At 51.2% G+C, this 16336-nt stretch carries 13 protein-coding genes; 6 read left to right on the top strand and 7 right to left on the bottom strand.

From position 1 onward, the window contains the following. The first annotated feature begins 17 nt into the window (after nt 1-17). Genes ACMGDE_RS10220 through ACMGDE_RS10205 form a run of 4 tightly spaced genes read left to right on the top strand, consistent with a single transcriptional unit; the run spans nt 18 to nt 4762 of the window. Nucleotides 18-995 carry a DUF6807 domain-containing protein gene (locus ACMGDE_RS10220; RefSeq protein ID WP_436832687.1) on the top strand — a complete coding sequence of 326 codons (978 nt, stop codon included), beginning with the start codon at nt 18-20 and terminating at the stop codon, nt 993-995. A gap of 38 nt (nt 996-1033) precedes the next feature. Beyond that, on the top strand, nt 1034-1870 hold the full coding sequence (locus tag ACMGDE_RS10215) for a ThuA domain-containing protein (protein WP_436832686.1): 837 nt from the start codon (nt 1034-1036) through the stop codon (nt 1868-1870). Between the two features lie 26 nt (nt 1871-1896). Then, on the top strand, nt 1897-3318 hold the full coding sequence (locus tag ACMGDE_RS10210) for a Gfo/Idh/MocA family protein (RefSeq protein WP_436832685.1): 1422 nt from the start codon (nt 1897-1899) through the stop codon (nt 3316-3318). Nucleotides 3319-3370: 52 nt separating this feature from the next. Further along, nucleotides 3371-4762 (top strand): putative oxidoreductase C-terminal domain-containing protein, encoded by a 1392-nt coding sequence (locus ACMGDE_RS10205; RefSeq protein WP_436832684.1) that lies wholly within the window; start codon nt 3371-3373, stop codon nt 4760-4762. Nucleotides 4763-4847: 85 nt separating this feature from the next. Here ACMGDE_RS10205 and ACMGDE_RS10200 read toward each other — a convergent pair whose 3' ends face one another. From ACMGDE_RS10200 to ACMGDE_RS10185, 4 genes are read right to left on the bottom strand one after another with little or no spacing between them, the layout of a single operon-like run. Next, complete coding sequence (locus tag ACMGDE_RS10200) at nt 4848-6302, bottom strand: RagB/SusD family nutrient uptake outer membrane protein (RefSeq protein WP_436832683.1); 1455 nt, start codon at nt 6300-6302, stop codon at nt 4848-4850. An 18-nt stretch (nt 6303-6320) separates the two neighbouring features. Then, nucleotides 6321-9506, bottom strand: coding sequence for a SusC/RagA family TonB-linked outer membrane protein (locus ACMGDE_RS10195; RefSeq protein ID WP_436832682.1), 3186 nt, complete (start codon nt 9504-9506; stop codon nt 6321-6323). 41 nt (nt 9507-9547) lie between these two features. Continuing rightward, nucleotides 9548-10588 (bottom strand): dipeptide epimerase, encoded by a 1041-nt coding sequence (locus tag ACMGDE_RS10190; RefSeq protein ID WP_436832681.1) that lies wholly within the window; start codon nt 10586-10588, stop codon nt 9548-9550. A gap of 20 nt (nt 10589-10608) precedes the next feature. Beyond that, nucleotides 10609-11739, bottom strand: a complete 1131-nt coding sequence (locus ACMGDE_RS10185; RefSeq protein ID WP_436832680.1) for a C40 family peptidase — start codon at nt 11737-11739, stop codon at nt 10609-10611. A 296-nt stretch (nt 11740-12035) separates the two neighbouring features. On the opposite strand from ACMGDE_RS10185, the gene ACMGDE_RS10180 reads away from it, so the two are divergent. After that, nucleotides 12036-13061: a glycosylasparaginase gene (locus ACMGDE_RS10180; RefSeq protein WP_436832679.1), complete on the top strand. Its 1026-nt coding sequence runs from the start codon at nt 12036-12038 to the stop codon at nt 13059-13061. A 64-nt stretch (nt 13062-13125) separates the two neighbouring features. Next, the gene (gene msrA, locus ACMGDE_RS10175; protein ID WP_436832678.1) at nt 13126-13635 is read left to right on the top strand and encodes a peptide-methionine (S)-S-oxide reductase MsrA; all 510 of its coding nucleotides are present in this window, start codon (nt 13126-13128) and stop codon (nt 13633-13635) included. Here msrA and ACMGDE_RS10170 read toward each other — a convergent pair. The 3 genes from ACMGDE_RS10170 to ACMGDE_RS10160 all read right to left on the bottom strand — a co-directional run. After that, nucleotides 13609-14487, bottom strand: a complete 879-nt coding sequence (locus ACMGDE_RS10170; protein WP_436832677.1) for a cupin-like domain-containing protein — start codon at nt 14485-14487, stop codon at nt 13609-13611. The genes msrA and ACMGDE_RS10170 overlap by 27 nt on opposite strands. Further along, nucleotides 14474-16033: a phytoene desaturase family protein gene (locus ACMGDE_RS10165; protein WP_436832676.1), complete on the bottom strand. Its 1560-nt coding sequence runs from the start codon at nt 16031-16033 to the stop codon at nt 14474-14476. Before ACMGDE_RS10165 ends, ACMGDE_RS10170 begins: the two co-directional genes overlap by 14 nt. A gap of 43 nt (nt 16034-16076) precedes the next feature. Then, the coding region (locus ACMGDE_RS10160) for a hypothetical protein (protein ID WP_436832675.1) at nt 16077-16336 on the bottom strand (260 nt) is incomplete at its 5' end.

The following is a 16336-nucleotide window of genomic DNA, read 5'->3' as shown; positions in this document are numbered from 1 at the left end:
TAAATCTATCATTACGCATGTTGAAGACGTTTGTGACCGCTTTTTCGCTATGTATTGTCGCTTGGTGTGCTGTCCGGGGGCAACCGACAGGCAACGATAAACTCTATTCGGTAGACAAAGGGCCGGATGAACTGGTGTTGAAAAATCCTGCCGGTCAGGCATTGCTTACTTACCGGTATACCGTCAAGGCTCCTCCCGCGGGGGTAGACGCCGCTTATGGCCGTGCCGGTTATATCCATCCGTTGAAGACGCCCGCGGGTAAGGTGCTCACCAATATCCAACCGGCGGACCACTATCATCATTACGGTCTGTGGAATCCGTGGACGCATGTGGAGTACAAGGGGAAGTTATATGACCTTTGGAACATCGGCGATAAAAAAGGCACGGTGCGCTTCGTGGAGTTTAAGGATACATTCCACGATGCCGAAAAAGCCGGATTTGACGCGGTGCACGACCATGTCATCTTTGATGGCGGAACAGAAACGGTGGTCATCAGGGAAAATTGGAAGGTTGCAGTGTCCCAATTGGATGCAAACCGGTATCAATGTGATATACAATCCACCTTGAAGCCAGCGACGGATGTGGATGTGATCTTGAAAGAATACCGCTATGCCGGACTCGGATTCAGGGCTACAGCGGAATGGACCAATACCAACAGCGGTGTACTGACCTCCAGCGGAAAGACACGCAAAGATGCTGATGGTTCGCTGGAACGCTGGGCCATCATGTCCGGTAAACTCGGGAGTGGCGAAGGGGGTATACTTTTCCTTTCACATCCTGAAAACTATAATTTCCCAGAACCGGTACGGATATGGCCTGAAGATGCCAATGGCGGCAGGGGCGATCAGTTCTTTAATTTTTCGCCTACCAAAAATAAGGATTGGGTATTAAAGGCAGGAAATGCCTATATCCTGCGATACCGACTAGTGGTTTTTGATGGTACCTTGTCGCCGGATGAAGCAGAACAAATCTGGCAGGCGTTTGCTAAGCAGTGAGATCCGAGATTGTTAACCATTATTATTTTCCAGATCATATGAAGTTTATATTAGTTTTCCGGTCGATCAGCCTATTATTGTTTATGGCAGTGGCGACCAACACACTCTTTGCTCAATCCGTCAATTGGAAGCGGGTAAAGGTATTGGTTTATACCAAAAATGGAAAGGGATTTGTACATGACAATATCGAAAATTCGGTCATCGCGATGCGAGAAATGGCCAAAGAGCATGGTTTTTCGGTGGATGTTACAGATGATCCATCAGTATTCACTGATGACAATCTACAACAGTATGATGCGTTGGTGTTCTCGAATACCAACAACGTTGTGTTTGATACGGATGCGCAACGCGTGGCGCTGATGCGTTATATCCAGGCGGGAGGCGGTTTTGTGGGTATCCATTCTGCATCAGGCACCGAGCGGCAGTGGAAGTGGTTCAAACAACTGCTAGGCGCTACCTTTTATTGGCACGACAAATTCCAGCCCTTTACCGTTAATATCCTGGATGCTAAACATCCGTCTGTAACCCATTTACCAAGAAAATGGGTACGCGTCAAAGGTGACGAGTTTTACTATTTGAAGCAGTTGAGCGTCGACCTACACGTCATTGCCGTCAATGACGCAACAACCCTGCAGGGAAAGAATCCTGGGCGGTTGGATACATTCGGCGATGTATTCCCCTCGGTATGGTGCCACGAATTTGACGGGGGACGGTCTTGGTATACGTCACTGGGGCATCATAAGAATGATTACATGGACGAAGAGTTTAGAAAGCATATCCTCGGTGGCATCGCGTCAGTGGTGAAAAAAGGGGGAAAGCGTGACTACAGCAAGGCATACGCCACCAGCCCGCAGGATGAGGTAAGGGAGCGTTAATCTGATTTTTATCAATTATGAACGAAATGGACAAACAAGGTAACCAACTGAACAGAAGGGATTTCATTAAGAAGACGGCCGGGGGATCGGCACTGCTAATGGCGGCATCGGTCTTCCCTACCATCGTGCCCGCATCGGTATTTGGAAAGAATGCACCGAGCAACCGCATCAATGTCGGCCAAATCGGCTTTGGCCGGATCGCCAAGTCGCATGACCTGCCCGAAGTACTGAAACATGATTACGTGCAGATAGTGGGCGTCGCCGATGTAGACCGCAATCGGGCGGCCGCAGGTAAAATATGGTTGGAAGAGCAAATGGCGAAAAAAAACGGGGGAAAATCACCCGTTGATGTCAAAACATATGGCGATTACCGCGAGCTGATCGCCAGCAAAGACCTGGATGCAGTAGTGATCAGTACGCCCGACCACTGGCACGCTCAACCGGCCATGGAAGCGGCGATAGCGGGCAAACACGTTTATTTGCAAAAGCCCACGGCGCTCACAATTAAAGAAGGGCGCATGATGGCCGATGCCGTATCCCGCAAAGGCATCGTGTTTCAGCTGGGAAGCCAGCAACGATCCATGAATCCCTGGCCTCAATTCAAGCGTACCTGCGAACTGGTGCGCAACGGCCGTATCGGCATTATCAAACGGGTTGTCATTGGGCTCCCGGGCGACCCAGCGGGTGGCAATCCGGCAGAGATGCCGGTGCCGGAAAACCTCGATTATGACCGTTGGTTGGGATCTACGCCGTTGGTTCCTTATACATTGGACCGCGTACATTCCCAGACGGATATTTATGATCGCCCGGGTTGGCTGCGCTGCGAACAGTTCGGTGCGGGCATGATCACGGGGTGGGGTTCGCATCATATTGATATTGCCCATTGGGGGTTGGATGCCGAACTGATCGGGCCACTGGAAGCCGAGGGCAGGGCCACCTTCCCCACCTCCGGCCTATGGAACGTGCACGGTGATTTCGAAGTGGAAATGCTGTACCCCAACGATGTGGTCATGCAAATCAGCGGTGCAAACCCCAATGGTGTGCGCTTTGAAGGAACAGAAGGCTGGATCTTTGTGTCGCGTGGAAACGTGGGCGTCACCGCATCTGACCCCGGCGCGGCGGGCGGAGAGGCTAATGAGGCGTTCAAGGCGAGCGATCCCAAGATCTTGCAATCGGTCATCGGCGACAATGAAATCAAGCTTTATGAAAGCCCCGAGCAGCACACCAATTGGTTGGAATGCATACGCGATGGCAAACAGACCATCAGCCATGTCGAAATAGCGCACCGCTCAGGATCGGCCTGTCTCGTCGCTCATGCCGCCTTGAAGCTCGGCCGCCGGCTGCGTTGGAATGCAAAACGCGAAAAATTCATTGGAGACCGCGAAGCAAATGCACTATTATCGCGGCCGCAGCGTTTTCCCTATGGTACGGGGTATGTCAAGGGATAATTGTTGGTCGTGATGGGGTGATCGGTGGTGTTGAGATTATAGCGTAAATTGAATGAACAGACAAATAGGACTGATTGGTTTGCTGGCGGTTGGGTGCTTTGCTGCATGCCAGCCGCAACAGAGGAATATGCAACAAAAGGATATCCGGTTGATTACCGTGGCGCCGGGGCACTTCCATGCCGCGCTGGTACAGAAATCCATGTATCCGGAAGTGGATAGCGTGGTGCACGTCTATGCCCCGGAGGGCTCGGAGCTCGATGCTCACTTGGCGCTAATCGACCAATATAACGCCCGTGCGGACAGTCCTACTCGCTGGGAAGAGGTCGTATATCAAGGGGACGACTTTCTTGAGAAAATGCTGGCGGAGCGAAAAGGCAATGTGGTGGTGTTGGCGGGCAATAATCAGCATAAGATCGACTACATCACGCAGTCAATCGATGCTGGACTGCACGTATTAGCCGATAAGCCAATGGCCATCAATCAGGACGGTTTTTCAAAATTGCAGCAGGCATTTGCCAACGCGTCGAAAAACGGCGTCTTGCTTTATGACATCATGACCGAGCGGTATGAGATCAATACCATGCTTCAGAAAGCGCTGTCACAAGAAGCCGATTTCTTTGGCGGATTGGTGACGGGCAGTCCCGATACACCGGCCATTACCAAAGAAAGTGTACATCATTTTTTCAAGGAGGTCTCCGGCAAGCCCTTGATACGGCCGGCATGGTTTTATGATACCAAGCAGCAAGGGGAGGGATTGGTCGATGTGACTACACATTTGGTAGACCTGGTACAATGGGAGAGTTTTCCTGATCAGACAATTGACTATAAGCAGGATATAGCGCTGATAGGAGCTAAACGGTGGTCGACTATCGTCACCCCTGAGCAGTTTGCCCGCTCGACGGGACTGAAAGCGGTGCCCTCATTTTTGTCGGGCGCAGTGGATGGCACGGGCAACTTGGCCGTCTTTTCCAACGGTGAAATCAACTATACGTTGAAGGGTGTTCATGCCAAGGTATCCGTTATCTGGAATTTCCAGGCGCCACAGGGCGCCGGAGATACCCATTATTCCATCATGCGCGGAAAATTTGCTAATCTGATCATCCGGCAGGGTGAGGAGGAGCAATACAAACCCGTATTGTATGTAGAATCTACGGGAGAGCGGGACGTACAAACCTTTGAAAGCACACTTAAAAAAGCCATTGAAGCGCTGAGTAGCACCTATGCTGGTCTGGCTTTTGAGCAGGTAGGCGAAGGGCGCTACCGAATCACGGTAGACCCATCGCTCGTCACCACACACGAAGATCATTTTGCCCAGGTGACCGAGAAATACCTTGGATTCCTCCAGTCGGGAACCATGCCCGAATGGGAGGTGCCAAATATGATTGCCAAATATTATCTCACCACGAAGGCATTAGACGAGGCAGAGACGGTTGAAGTCCCTTAAATACACATAACTTACAAGAAAAAACAGGGCTGCCGAGCGAATCGGCAGCCCTGTTTGGTTTATCCCGTATGTAATCTTGCTTTGTCTAATATTCAGGATTCTGTTGGTCCTCAATCCCCGGGTTGGCGTTGATCTCATCTTGTGAAATCGGCAGGATGGTCTTATAAAAACCCCTGTTGATGGTTTTGGGTCGTGAAGGAGGCGTTATCCCCGCAAATTCATCATTGAAGGTAATCTCCTGATCCAAGCGGATCATGTCGAAAAAGCGATGCCCTTCGGCAAATAATTCTTTACTCCGTTCATCGAGGATCATATCCACACTCACAGTCGCCGCGGTGGCTGGAGCCAGGTTGGGCGATCGTTTGCGGATCTCATTCAGGTAATCCGCAGCTTTCGAGGGATCGGTTGGCAATGCGGCCTCCGCAGCGATGAGGTATATTTCAGATAAGCGGATCACTTTAATGTTTACCGCTGATGCAGTGGATTTGCCATCGCCTTCCAAAGCTACACTGCCGCTGTATTTGTAGCATGCGCCTAGGTGTGGATCGGTTGATTCATCTTGAGCCATCACGCCCCAGCGCACATCTTCTTCGTCGTCACCCAAGCGCTCAAGGTAGTAGTCGCTGGCCATAAACCATCCGGCGGCAGTGGAAGCACCGTGCGCCCTGCGCCTCAGGTAAAAGCCCAAAGATGCACTTCCCAGGTCGCCTTCGTTGGGGAAGATACCCAACTCGAATATGGACTCGGAGCCGAACTGTGACTTCCACGAATCAACCCAGGCATCATTGGTGTACAATTCATATACTTCGTCATTGATGATCTCTTCCGCAGCGCTGAGCGCCGCCGCGTAATTGCCCATATACAGATTTACCCGCGCTTGCAGTGCTTTGTTGGCATAATAGTTCAGGTAGCCATTGTTTTTGGCTTTAGGCAACAGGGGAGCCGCCGATGCTAGATCGCTCAAGATCTGGGCGTAGTTTTCTTCAACGGTGGCACGCAAGGGCTGGGCGGAAGCTTCGAGCGTGGTCGTTACATTGGGCACGCCGTATGCTGTCGGGTCATCGGTGTAAGCCTTTCCATAAAGACGAACCAAGTCAAAATAGATCATCGCCCGAGCGGTCAGGGCCTGCCCCTTGTGGTTGCTGAAATCCTCATTGGTTCCTGTAGCTTCTATCGCCTCGATATTTTCCAGCAGATTGTTGATCTGGAGGATGCCATCATATAGTTGGGTCCAGAAACCGCTGTAGTTGTTGGAAGAAGCCGTATGATTGAACGTGTAGAGCGCGTCCAATCCCCGGCCCTGCGAGAAAATGGTCATGTCTCCGCCCTTCGTATCGCCGTACATGACAAAATTCCGTCCGTAATAGTTTGAGTTGCTCATTCCCCGCATGACGCCGTTGATCATCACTTGGGCGTCTGCTGCTGTTTTTATGGATGTTTTGGAATCTCCGGAATCGCTGGGTGCCACGTCAAGGAAGCCTTCACAGGACCAACAGATAACCACCAAAAGCGCTATCCATAGCTTATTTATTGTTTTCATTGGAATACTTTTTAATCGTTAAAAACTAAACTCGACACCAAACGTGTACGTTTTTGCGTAGGGTGTCTCCCAACCCCTCGTGCCATATTGATTCACTTCGGGATCCGCGATCTTATATTTAGAGAAGGTCAGCAGGTTTGTGCCGTTGAAGTAAATCCTTGCATTGGCAACCCCGATTTTGCTCACTACCTGTGCCGGGATGGCGTATGCCAAATTGATATTTTTCAGCCGCAGGAAGCTGGCGTCATACATCTGGCGGCTGCTGTGCTGCATCGGATCCGTTAGGTCGTTGCCACTTAGCTTGGGCAGTGAACCGTTGGGATTGGATTCGGTCCACATATGGTCGTAATAGTACTGTGCACGTATCCGCTCCCAATAGTAGCCGTCGTCCGCCACATCCTTAAACGCGCCATCGTAGAGATAGCCCCCGATTTTGTAAATGAAATTCAATCCCAAGGAAAGACCCTTGTAGGATACATCCGTATTCACGCCGCCGGCAACCGTTGGCATTGCAGAGCCGAGTATGATACGCTGGGCTGCCGAATAGCTGTATGTCGCGCCCCGGCCGTTATAGAGGAAATCTCCGTCGGGATTCTTTGGATCATTGACGTACCACACGTTCTGCCCGTTTTCGGCATCCACACCTGCCCATTCAAATCCATAGAAACTCAGCATGGACTCTCCTTCGCGATAAATGAACTGTGCTCTGGCGTCGCCCCCGGTGGGGTCACTCCAGATGATGTCCCCGTTCCCTTCTTCGCCTTCGGTCTTATAAAGCGCCACCACTTTATTCTTGATAAACGATCCATTGACGGAAGCACTCCATTTCCAATCACCTTCGCGGAGAATCTCATATCCCAGGTCAATCTCCACGCCTCGGTTGTTTACCTCCCCGATATTCCGCAGGATCGAACCGAATCCGGTGACCGTTGAGATGGGAACATTTTGAAGCAGGTCTTTTGAGTCACGGTTGAAATATTCAACGGTGCCATACAACCGGTTGTCGAACAGGCCGAATTCCAGTGCCAGGTTGGTGGAATAGCTGGTCTCCCAGGTCAAGTCTTCGTTGCCCAAGGAGTTGATCGAACCACCTGCATTCTCCATATATCGGTTGGTGTATCCTACCAGCGATCTCCAGCCGTAGTTGGAGGAGGGTTGCGTACCGTTGATGCCGTAAGATGCCCGTAATCGCAGGTTGCTGAAGACGGTTGCATCTTCCATGAACGATTCCTCGCTGATGGTCCAGGCGGCACCGACAGACCAAAAGTCGCCCCAACGATTCTCCGGCCCTAATCGTGACGATCCATCCCGGCGGTAGGAAGCCGATGCATTATATTTCTGGCCATAATTGTATTCTGCCCGGGAGAGGATAGACATCATGTTGTAACCCCAATTGTATGCATTGGCCGTGAGTTCGCCAGCCGTCGCAACTGAAGGGAGTGAACTTGATGGAAGGTTCGTCCCTGTAGCGCGCTGGAAATCGGTCTGGTTCTTTTCAGCTTCAAAACCTGCCAGGATATTCAAACCATGTAGTCCGAATTGTTTGCTGTAATTGGCGGTTGTCGAGGACACGAGTTTCTTTTCGATGGTACTGATTTCATTGACCGTCCCATTGCTGGCCGCACCATTATAGTGATTGGCACTATAGTAGATATAGTCTTTGATAGCGTTGTTCTCGTAAGAAAAGACTGACTTTATGTTCAGTTCGGGCAGCAAATGAACGTTCAGGGTTTCGTTTGCCGATACCCGAAGGGTGTTGGAACTGTTGTCCCATTCCTTTTCATGATATTCCGCATTATAGCCATAGCTGCCATATCGGGCGGTCAATTGTTCCCCTGTTTTATAATCGGTGGGCCAGTAAAGTGGCCATAGCAGGTTCCGTGTTTGCAGGTAATAGTTGCCGCCCAGGTTGCGGGTATCGTTGTAGCCCTCCTGTTGATTGTTTGACACACTGACATTGGAAATAAACTCTACATGCTTGCCCACCTTCTGGGACAGGTTTACACGGCCCGCGAGGCGGTCATAATCGCTGAGTACCACGCGGTTTTTGTCTTTCGTGTACGAAAGCGACGTATAGTATTTGGTGTCTTCGGTGCCCCCGCTGAACGAAAGGTCATTGGTTTGGTACATGCCGGTTCTGAATAGCCTGTCTTCCCAGTCGTAGTAAGTACCTTCCCGGTTGACCAATCCATCGGTCATGCCTTTGATATGCACGTTTTCGTATAGGCCGGTTCCGTCGGTTTCGAAATAATAACCATGTTGATTGAATTTGCCGTTCAGGCGATTCAACGCATCCGCGTTGGCTTCCTCTTCCGTCCAGTCGGCCGACGTGCGATAATCGTGGAACACCTGATAAAGCATATTGACCTGCTCCTGCACGCCTGCAGCTTCATAGTTGTCCGTTGCCCAGCTGGGTGTAAAACCAACGGAAGACCGCAGATTAATGGTGGGTTTGCCGAGTTTACCTCTTTTGGTGTTGATGACAACCACACCGTTTGCCGCACGCGAACCGTACAAGGAAGCAGCAGCAGCGTCCTTCAATACCGTCACCGATTCAATATCGGCCGGATTCAGCGAGTTCAGGACATTATTGGAAGTATACAGATAATCACCCATCTGTCCGCCGCTGCCAGACACCACCGGTACACCGTCGATCACGTACAGCGGCTCATTGGATGCGTTCATGGAGCCGATACCCCGTATGCGGATGCTGGGAGCGGCGCCTGCCTGTCCGGACGAGTTGGTGATCTGTACACCGGGCATTTTTCCTAACAGCGCGTTTTCAAAAGAGACGGTGGAGGCATCTTTCAGGTCCTCGCCGCCGACAGTCGCCGCGGAGCCCGTAAAAGAACCTCTCGTCGTCGTGCCGTAGGCTACGACCATTACCTCATCAAGTGCACTGGTGGCCAATTCGAGACTGACATCGATGACCTTCTTACTACCCACAGGCAGTTGCTGGGTGCTGTAGCCAATGAGTTGAAAGACCAGCGTAGCATCACCGCCCGGTACAGTGATGCTGTAGCTACCGTTGGCATCGGTGGCCGTAGCGGTGTTGGTGCCTTGTACCGTGATGGTAACACCCGATAGTGGTGACCCATCCGAGGCATCCGTCACCTTACCCGTGACGGATGATTGCCTGGCCCACGCGGTGGAAATCAATCCACAACACATCAGCCATGCAGTAAAAAGTAATCGCTTCTTCATTCGTTGTTTGGTTTTAGTGTAGAAATTCAATTCATTATTCGTTATGATAAAGGTGTTATGCCGATACCCGGATTGGCGGGAAGGATCACTTTCCCATCTCTAACTTCCATACCGCAATACACGTCGTTGCTGGTCAGCAATGCACCGTCCAAATCCGCCCAATCGACAACGGCCGAAAGTTGCGCTGCGGCTGAGATGGCACATGAAGTCTCGGTCATGCAGCCGAGCATCACTTTCATGTCTAACGAACGGGCGAGTGCTACCATTTTATGTGCTTCACGCATGCCGGTGCATTTCATGAGTTTAATGTTGATGCCGCTATAGGCACCATGTGCGTTGCGTACATCCTCCAATCGTTGGACGGCTTCGTCTGCGACGGTGGGAATGGGGCTATTTTCCGTTAGCCAAGCATTGTCATCACGTTGTTCTTTGGGCATGGGTTGCTCCAGGAAAACGACACCCCGGTCAGCCAGCCAATGGGCCATTTCCAATGCCTCCTCCCGTTTCTTCCACCCTTGGTTTACATCCGCGCAGAGGGGCTTGTCTGTCACCTCCCGAATGGTGTCTATCATCATTTTATCGGTGTCCAACCCCAGCTTTACTTTCAGTATCTTGTACGGATCGGCCTCCCGCACTTTCTGTCGTATCACCTCAGCCGTGTCGATGCCAATGGTGAATGAGGTGTTGGGTGCTTTCGCTGGGTCATAGCCCCATATCCGGTGCCAGGGTTGATTCATGATTTTGCCGAGCAGGTCGTGCAGGGCGATGTCCAAGGAGGCCTTGGCCGCCGTATTTTTTGGCGCGATGGCGTCTACGTATCCGAGGATATCGTCGGTTAGAAACGGATCGGCGAAGCCCGAGAGGTCTACCTGATCCAAAAAAGCCAACACACTTTCATGCGATTCGCCCAAATATGGTGGCATGGAAGCCTCCCCGTACCCAGTGATGCCATCATATTCCAGTTCGGTAAGGACTACCGGAGTGGTATTGCGTGAGCCTGACGCAATGGTGAACACGTGCTTAAGCGCCAAGGTATAAGGGCGGTAGCGAAGGGTGAATTTTCCAGTTTTACGTACGATCATGGTGTAATCGGTTGTTATTTTCAGTTTGGTGTGTAGGCGTCGTGTTGTGCAATGGGTTGAAGTCCCTCGGTGTGCTGTCCAATATATCGGCGGGCGGCCACCAGCGTACGTGTTTCAAAATCGTCATAATTGGGCGTGCCCTTCAGCATGCTACTGATCCGCACCGTTCCAGACGAATGAATAAATTCGCCATTTCCCAGATATAGTGCCACATGCGTGATGCGCGCATCCGGACGGCGACCGTTGCCCGATGCAAAAAAGAGCAGATCTGCGGGCTGTAGTTGCTGAAGTGCCTTCTCCCTATCCAACGTATCCGCCGTGAGGATTTCAACGGGTTGACCGGCCAATACCTGCTGCGAAGCATCTCGCGGAATGATGAGGCCGTTCATGTAATAAGCCGTTTTGGTGAAGCCGCTGCAATCGACACCCTTTACCGAGGTGCCGCCCCAAAGGTAGGGGAGACCCATCATGGTCTTGGCTGTCTTTAAGATGTTCTCGGCGGCGGGGTTCAGGGCGCTAAGCCATTTGTCAAACGGACGGACTAAGTCGTTTTTGATGTATGCGCTTCGTCCGTCGGGGTATTGTACGTGTGTAAATCCCCTGGATTTCCCGGTCGTCATCAACAAATCACCCATCACCAAATCGGACACCCGGAGCGATTGCTGGTCCGGTTCCGAATAAGCGTGCCCGAAATCGTTGACTACAATCACCTTTTTTGCGGCTTGCCATTCTGCGAGCTGGGGGGTGGACTTCGGGGCGATGGATGAAGTACTTACCCAAGCGATATACCCTTCCGGTGTACGCACCCGATAATAGCCATGCGCCTTTTGAAGCAAATCTACCGGTGTGCCCAGCAGCGCCTGAGAAGCCAGCTCGGCCTGATTGCGCGGTGCAACGCGCAGATTGGCAACGGATAGGTTCACGATTCCTGCAACATTCTCCGCTACACTGCTGTCGGGCAATAAATTTATCGCTACTTTTGTATTGGGAATGCGGTTTTCGGCCAATAAACGATTGAAATACGCGGGGGCGTCCGGCTCTGTTGTGACGAGTTGATAAGTACCCGAGGCATCGTCCGAAACGTGCAATTCAACAATGGCCGTCCGTTTATCCGGCGCATATCGCTCGGCAGTCTGTTCGGCTATGTGCATGATTTTTTTATATTCAGCAGAATCTGGCAAAGCAATTTCTGCGGAGCATGTAATCCCAAAAAGAAAGCAAAATGTGGTTATTACAGCTGTACGGCAGGTTTTCATGATCGAATAAGTTTCGGTCTAAAATAGCGTTAAATTCATTAGGGTACAATTTTTTAACATAAAATTGATGATAAATCCTAAAATTACCGCATAAATACGCATTCGCAGCATTAAACTCAATAACTTTTGCTTTTTTTGCTGCGTAACCGCTCATCGAATAGGTATTTTTAATATCAAATATAACGGCATACATGATTAATAGGAGAGAATTCATCAAAACAGGGGCGGCGGGTATCTCGTTGCTCTCCACGAGCGGTTTATCGGCCGCTCAAGCCAACGGGGTGAATGGCATCGCTGCAGCCAACAAACCGATCGTTATTTCCACTTGGAATTTCGGGGTAGCAGCCAACCAGGCTGCATGGACGGTTTTGAAGGCTGGCGGCCGGGCGTTGGATGCTGTTGAGGCCGGCGTCCGCATACCCGAGGCCGATTTGACTAACACGACCGTGGGCAAGGGGGGCTATCCCGATCGGGATGGCCATGTCACGTTAGACGCTTGTATTATGGATGAGTCCGGAAATTGCGGTGCCGTCGCTGCGTTGGAGCATATCGCGCATCCGATTTCGGTGGCCCGCGCGGTGATGGAGCAAACACCCCACGTGATGCTGGTGGGAGCAGGTGCCCTGCAATTTGCGCTTGAGCAGGGTTTCGAAAAAGAGGTGTTGCTGACACCCGAAGGCGAAAAGGCGTGGAAAGATTGGCTTAAGGAACAAAAATATGAGCCCGTCATGAATATCGAGAATAAGTCGTTTCCGGCAGCGCGACTGCCCGGCAATCAATACAATCATGATACCATCGGGATGCTGGCATTGGATGCCGCAGGCAACCTGTCCGGCGCCTGTACGACCAGCGGCATGGCATTCAAGATGCACGGCAGGGTGGGCGATAGCCCCATTATCGGAGCCGGATTATATGTCGATAATGAAGTGGGGGGCGCCACGGCCACCGGTGTAGGTGAGGAGGTCATCCGCACGGTAGGCAGTTTTCTGGTTGTCGAGCTGATGCGGCAGGGGTTATCGCCGCGCGATGCATGCCGCCAAGCGGTGGAGCGCATCATCAAAAAGAAACCCGATACGGCCAAAAGGATACAGGTCGGATTTCTGGCCATGAACAAAAGCGGTGAGTACGGCGCTTTTTCGTTGCAAAAGGGCTTTTCGTATGCGGTGTGCGATGCCGAGCGGCAGGATCTCTTGATCGACGGAGAAAGTCTGTATTGATTTAGGTGACACATAATAATCGGCATAACGCCGAAGGCGAATTAGCGAATCAACAAAACAAGAAATGAAAGCAACATTTGGAGGCGGGTGTTTTTGGTGCACCGAAGTGATCTTCCAGCAATTGGAAGGGGTAGATACCGTATTGCCGGGATACATGGGCGGACAGCGTGAAAACCCTACTTATGAGCAGGTCTGCACAGGGGCCACCGGGCATGCAGAAGTGGTACAAATCGAATACGATGAGACGGTTCTCCCTTATCGGAAGCTGTTGGAGGTGTTTTTTAAGACACATGATCCTACTACACTCAACAGGCAGGGGAATGATGTCGGTACCCAATACCGTTCAGTAATTTTTTACCACGATGATCAACAGCGAGTCGAAGCGGAGGAATTTATTCGGGAGTTGACGACGAATGATGTCTATGATGATCCGATCGTGACGGAAATTTCCCCCGATAAGCCGTTCTATGTAGCCGAAAATTATCATCACGATTATTTTAATAACCATCCGCAGAATCCATATTGCGCCGCGGTCATTGCACCCAAATTACATAAGTTCCTGACGGGTAAGTAGGAGGCGCTGCGTCCGTTTATAGGCCCATTCGTCTTTGAAATCCAGCCATTTTTGGCCCCTTGCTTTGCGCATGGAATTGTCAATCAGGCGCATGACAAAGACGTTATACAGCATATTGGCAAACCGCTTAGGCGTGTGGGGTAGTGCACGCAGCGTCATGGAAAATCCACCATCCAAATAGGTGATGTAATGCCACCAGCCGCCGGGCATGTACAGTGCGTCGCCGTGTTTCATGTACACTTCGTATCCTTGGACATGCCTCAGCGCCGGATAACGTTCGAAATCCGGATTGTCCATATCGATTTTATCGATGTTATGAATGGCAAATGGAACTTTATACAGGTATTTGCTCTGTTCGGGTCCGAAAAGCACCACCCGCTTATGGCCTTCGAAATGGATGTGTAAATTATCGGGCAAATCGATGTCATAATGCGCAAAAACCTTCGAGCGGCCACCCCCGAAAAACAGTGCCGGCAACCGTTTGAAAAACTTCAGGCCGATGTCAGGGTATTCAAAGTCATCTAGGAGCTGTGGACAATGGTCTTTTAGCGTATAAAAAAAGATGCGGAGATCGGTAGGCTCCTTTTTCAGCAAATCGATGTAATCGCCAAATCGCATATCCATCACCGGTTCGTATACGCTTTCCTTCCCTTGGGCGGGCTTGTTGTCATACAGTGGCACGGTTTGGTCGCCGGCCAGTGACTTGATGTGATCCAGGGTCCATTTGCCATTCCACGCATCGGTGAGATGCTCGATGAGTACCGGGCGCTGCGGACGGTAATATTGGCTGGTAAATGCTTCTTTCGAAATGGGTTGTATGCGTTCCAGCGGTTTCAGATTAAATGTTGCCATACCTGTCAGAAGTTTCGAATTGATGTTGATTGGCCTGATTGATTTTGCCGAGCAGATATCCTTTGCCTAAGAGTTCGGCGGCGGTGAGTACCGCACTGATGGTGACCCCCAGGATGCCGTGCATATTGACGCTTTGTCCGGTGATCAGCAGGTTTTTTATTTTCGTGCGGGAGGGAAGGTGATTTTTCAGCGGTTGGTCGGCATTCTTTACGAAGCCATACATGCCGCCGGTCTCACTGCCGATGTAGTCCCGGTACGTCAGTGGGGTAGACACGTATGTCGACCGGATATGGGCGCGGAGATCCGGGAATTTTTTTTCCAGCGCATCGAGCATCGTTTCGGTTTTCTCCCGTTTGAACTGTTCGTAGCCTTCACCCCGGTATCCGGTATCCGCCACGGTGTTGTGCGTGCCCTCCCAAGCTTTGACCTCATCGTAGCGCATGTAGGTAAATGCGGTCATCGCTTCCGCCCACTGATCGTTGTCGCGCGTCGCATTCATCGATACCATGTAACCCGTCGGCCAGTCCTCCGTGCGGTAATGAATGTTGTTCCATACACTGGCGGCATCCCTGAAATGGTAAAAATTCTTGTTCAGGTAAGGCAGCCGTTTTGGCTTTAGTGCAATGTACAAGCTGAAGGAAGAGATGGTATTCTCAGCCTGCCGGATGTGTGCCGAATACGACCTGCGTATGGGATAGTCGCCGATGAGGTCCAGCGTTTTCTTGGGGTCTACATTCGAGATGAAAGAGGTGGCCTCATACGTGTGGCCATCCGCGGTGGATACTGCACGAAGCAAACCCGCTTCGATATGAAACTGCACCACCTCTTTATATTTCATGGCCTTTCCGCCATGCCTGTGAAACGCTTTGATCAGCAGCTTCGCGATTTGGCTTCCGCCATTGACACACCGCCAAGCACTTTCGATATATGAATTGACGGATAACGCGTGTACGTAGAACGGTGTCTTATCTTCCATTCCGGCATACAACAGATTAGTGCCAGCCAACACTGCCCGCAGTTTGGGGTCGGCGGTGCAATTGTTGATGACCTCACTGACCTTTAAGCCCAGGGTCTGTTCATCCCATCGGTAGGTCTCTTCAGCGTTCAGCCGGTACAAAGGAAAACTTTGGCACACCGCTTTCATCTTGGCATAAAACCGCTCGATACCCTCGCGCTCGTTCGGAAAATAGCGACTGAGCTGCGCCACAAAGTTGTGCCCACCCTGTGCATAGGGGTATTCGCGGGCATCGTCATCAAAAGAAATGATATCAAAGCCATCGCTATCCATGCGTTTAAGGTGGAGTTTGTCAGCTATTCCGAGGTAGTTAAAATATTGATAAAGATTTTGCCCCTTTTCCAGTCCGCCGATGTAATGCACGCCCGTATCAAAGATGCAACGATCGCGAACAAACGTTTGGAGGTTGCCCCCGTATTGGTTGTTCTTCTCGAGCATCAATACCTTGAGACCTTCTTTGGCAAGGATCGTGGCGCAGACGAGCCCGCCCAAGCCGCTGCCGATGACAATGATATCGAATGATTCCCGCATGTGCCGTAAAGATAGGGATTTGTTTGATTCAGGCAGCTGCTCCTCAGCTGGAATCGGTTCGCGTTGCTCCCAATTCCGAGGCTTCGTCGGCAGCTGCCTGAATCGTTGGTAGGGTTAGGGGATGGAACAGGTAGCTGCTCCTCAGCTGGAATCGGTTCGCGTTGCTCCCAATTCCAAGGCTTCGTCCGCAGCTGCCTGAATCGTTTGGTAGGGTTAGGGGATGGAACAGGCAGCTGCTCCTCAGCTGGAATCGGTTCGCGTTGCTCCCAATTCCGAGGCTTCGTCGGCAGCTGCCTGAATCGT

This window comes from Parapedobacter brassicae (assembly GCF_051400755.1).
In the GTDB taxonomy this organism is placed as follows: Bacteria; Bacteroidota; Bacteroidia; order Sphingobacteriales; family Sphingobacteriaceae; genus Parapedobacter.
Note: the sequence above shows the minus strand (reverse complement) of the source record. Positions and strands in the feature narration are given on the sequence as shown.

Coding starts and splice junctions, on each gene's coding strand:
- ACMGDE_RS10220 (WP_436832687.1), top strand. CDS start 18: ATGTTGAAGACGTTTGTGACCGCTTTTTCGCTATGTATTGTCGCTTGG.
- ACMGDE_RS10215 (WP_436832686.1), top strand. CDS start 1,034: ATGAAGTTTATATTAGTTTTCCGGTCGATCAGCCTATTATTGTTTATG.
- ACMGDE_RS10210 (WP_436832685.1), top strand. CDS start 1,897: ATGGACAAACAAGGTAACCAACTGAACAGAAGGGATTTCATTAAGAAG.
- ACMGDE_RS10205 (WP_436832684.1), top strand. CDS start 3,371: ATGAACAGACAAATAGGACTGATTGGTTTGCTGGCGGTTGGGTGCTTT.
- ACMGDE_RS10200 (WP_436832683.1), bottom strand. CDS start 6,302: ATGAAAACAATAAATAAGCTATGGATAGCGCTTTTGGTGGTTATCTGT.
- ACMGDE_RS10195 (WP_436832682.1), bottom strand. CDS start 9,506: ATGAAGAAGCGATTACTTTTTACTGCATGGCTGATGTGTTGTGGATTG.
- ACMGDE_RS10190 (WP_436832681.1), bottom strand. CDS start 10,588: ATGATCGTACGTAAAACTGGAAAATTCACCCTTCGCTACCGCCCTTAT.
- ACMGDE_RS10185 (WP_436832680.1), bottom strand. CDS start 11,739: ATGCACATAGCCGAACAGACTGCCGAGCGATATGCGCCGGATAAACGG.
- ACMGDE_RS10180 (WP_436832679.1), top strand. CDS start 12,036: ATGATTAATAGGAGAGAATTCATCAAAACAGGGGCGGCGGGTATCTCG.
- msrA (WP_436832678.1), top strand. CDS start 13,126: ATGAAAGCAACATTTGGAGGCGGGTGTTTTTGGTGCACCGAAGTGATC.
- ACMGDE_RS10170 (WP_436832677.1), bottom strand. CDS start 14,487: ATGGCAACATTTAATCTGAAACCGCTGGAACGCATACAACCCATTTCG.
- ACMGDE_RS10165 (WP_436832676.1), bottom strand. CDS start 16,033: ATGCGGGAATCATTCGATATCATTGTCATCGGCAGCGGCTTGGGCGGG.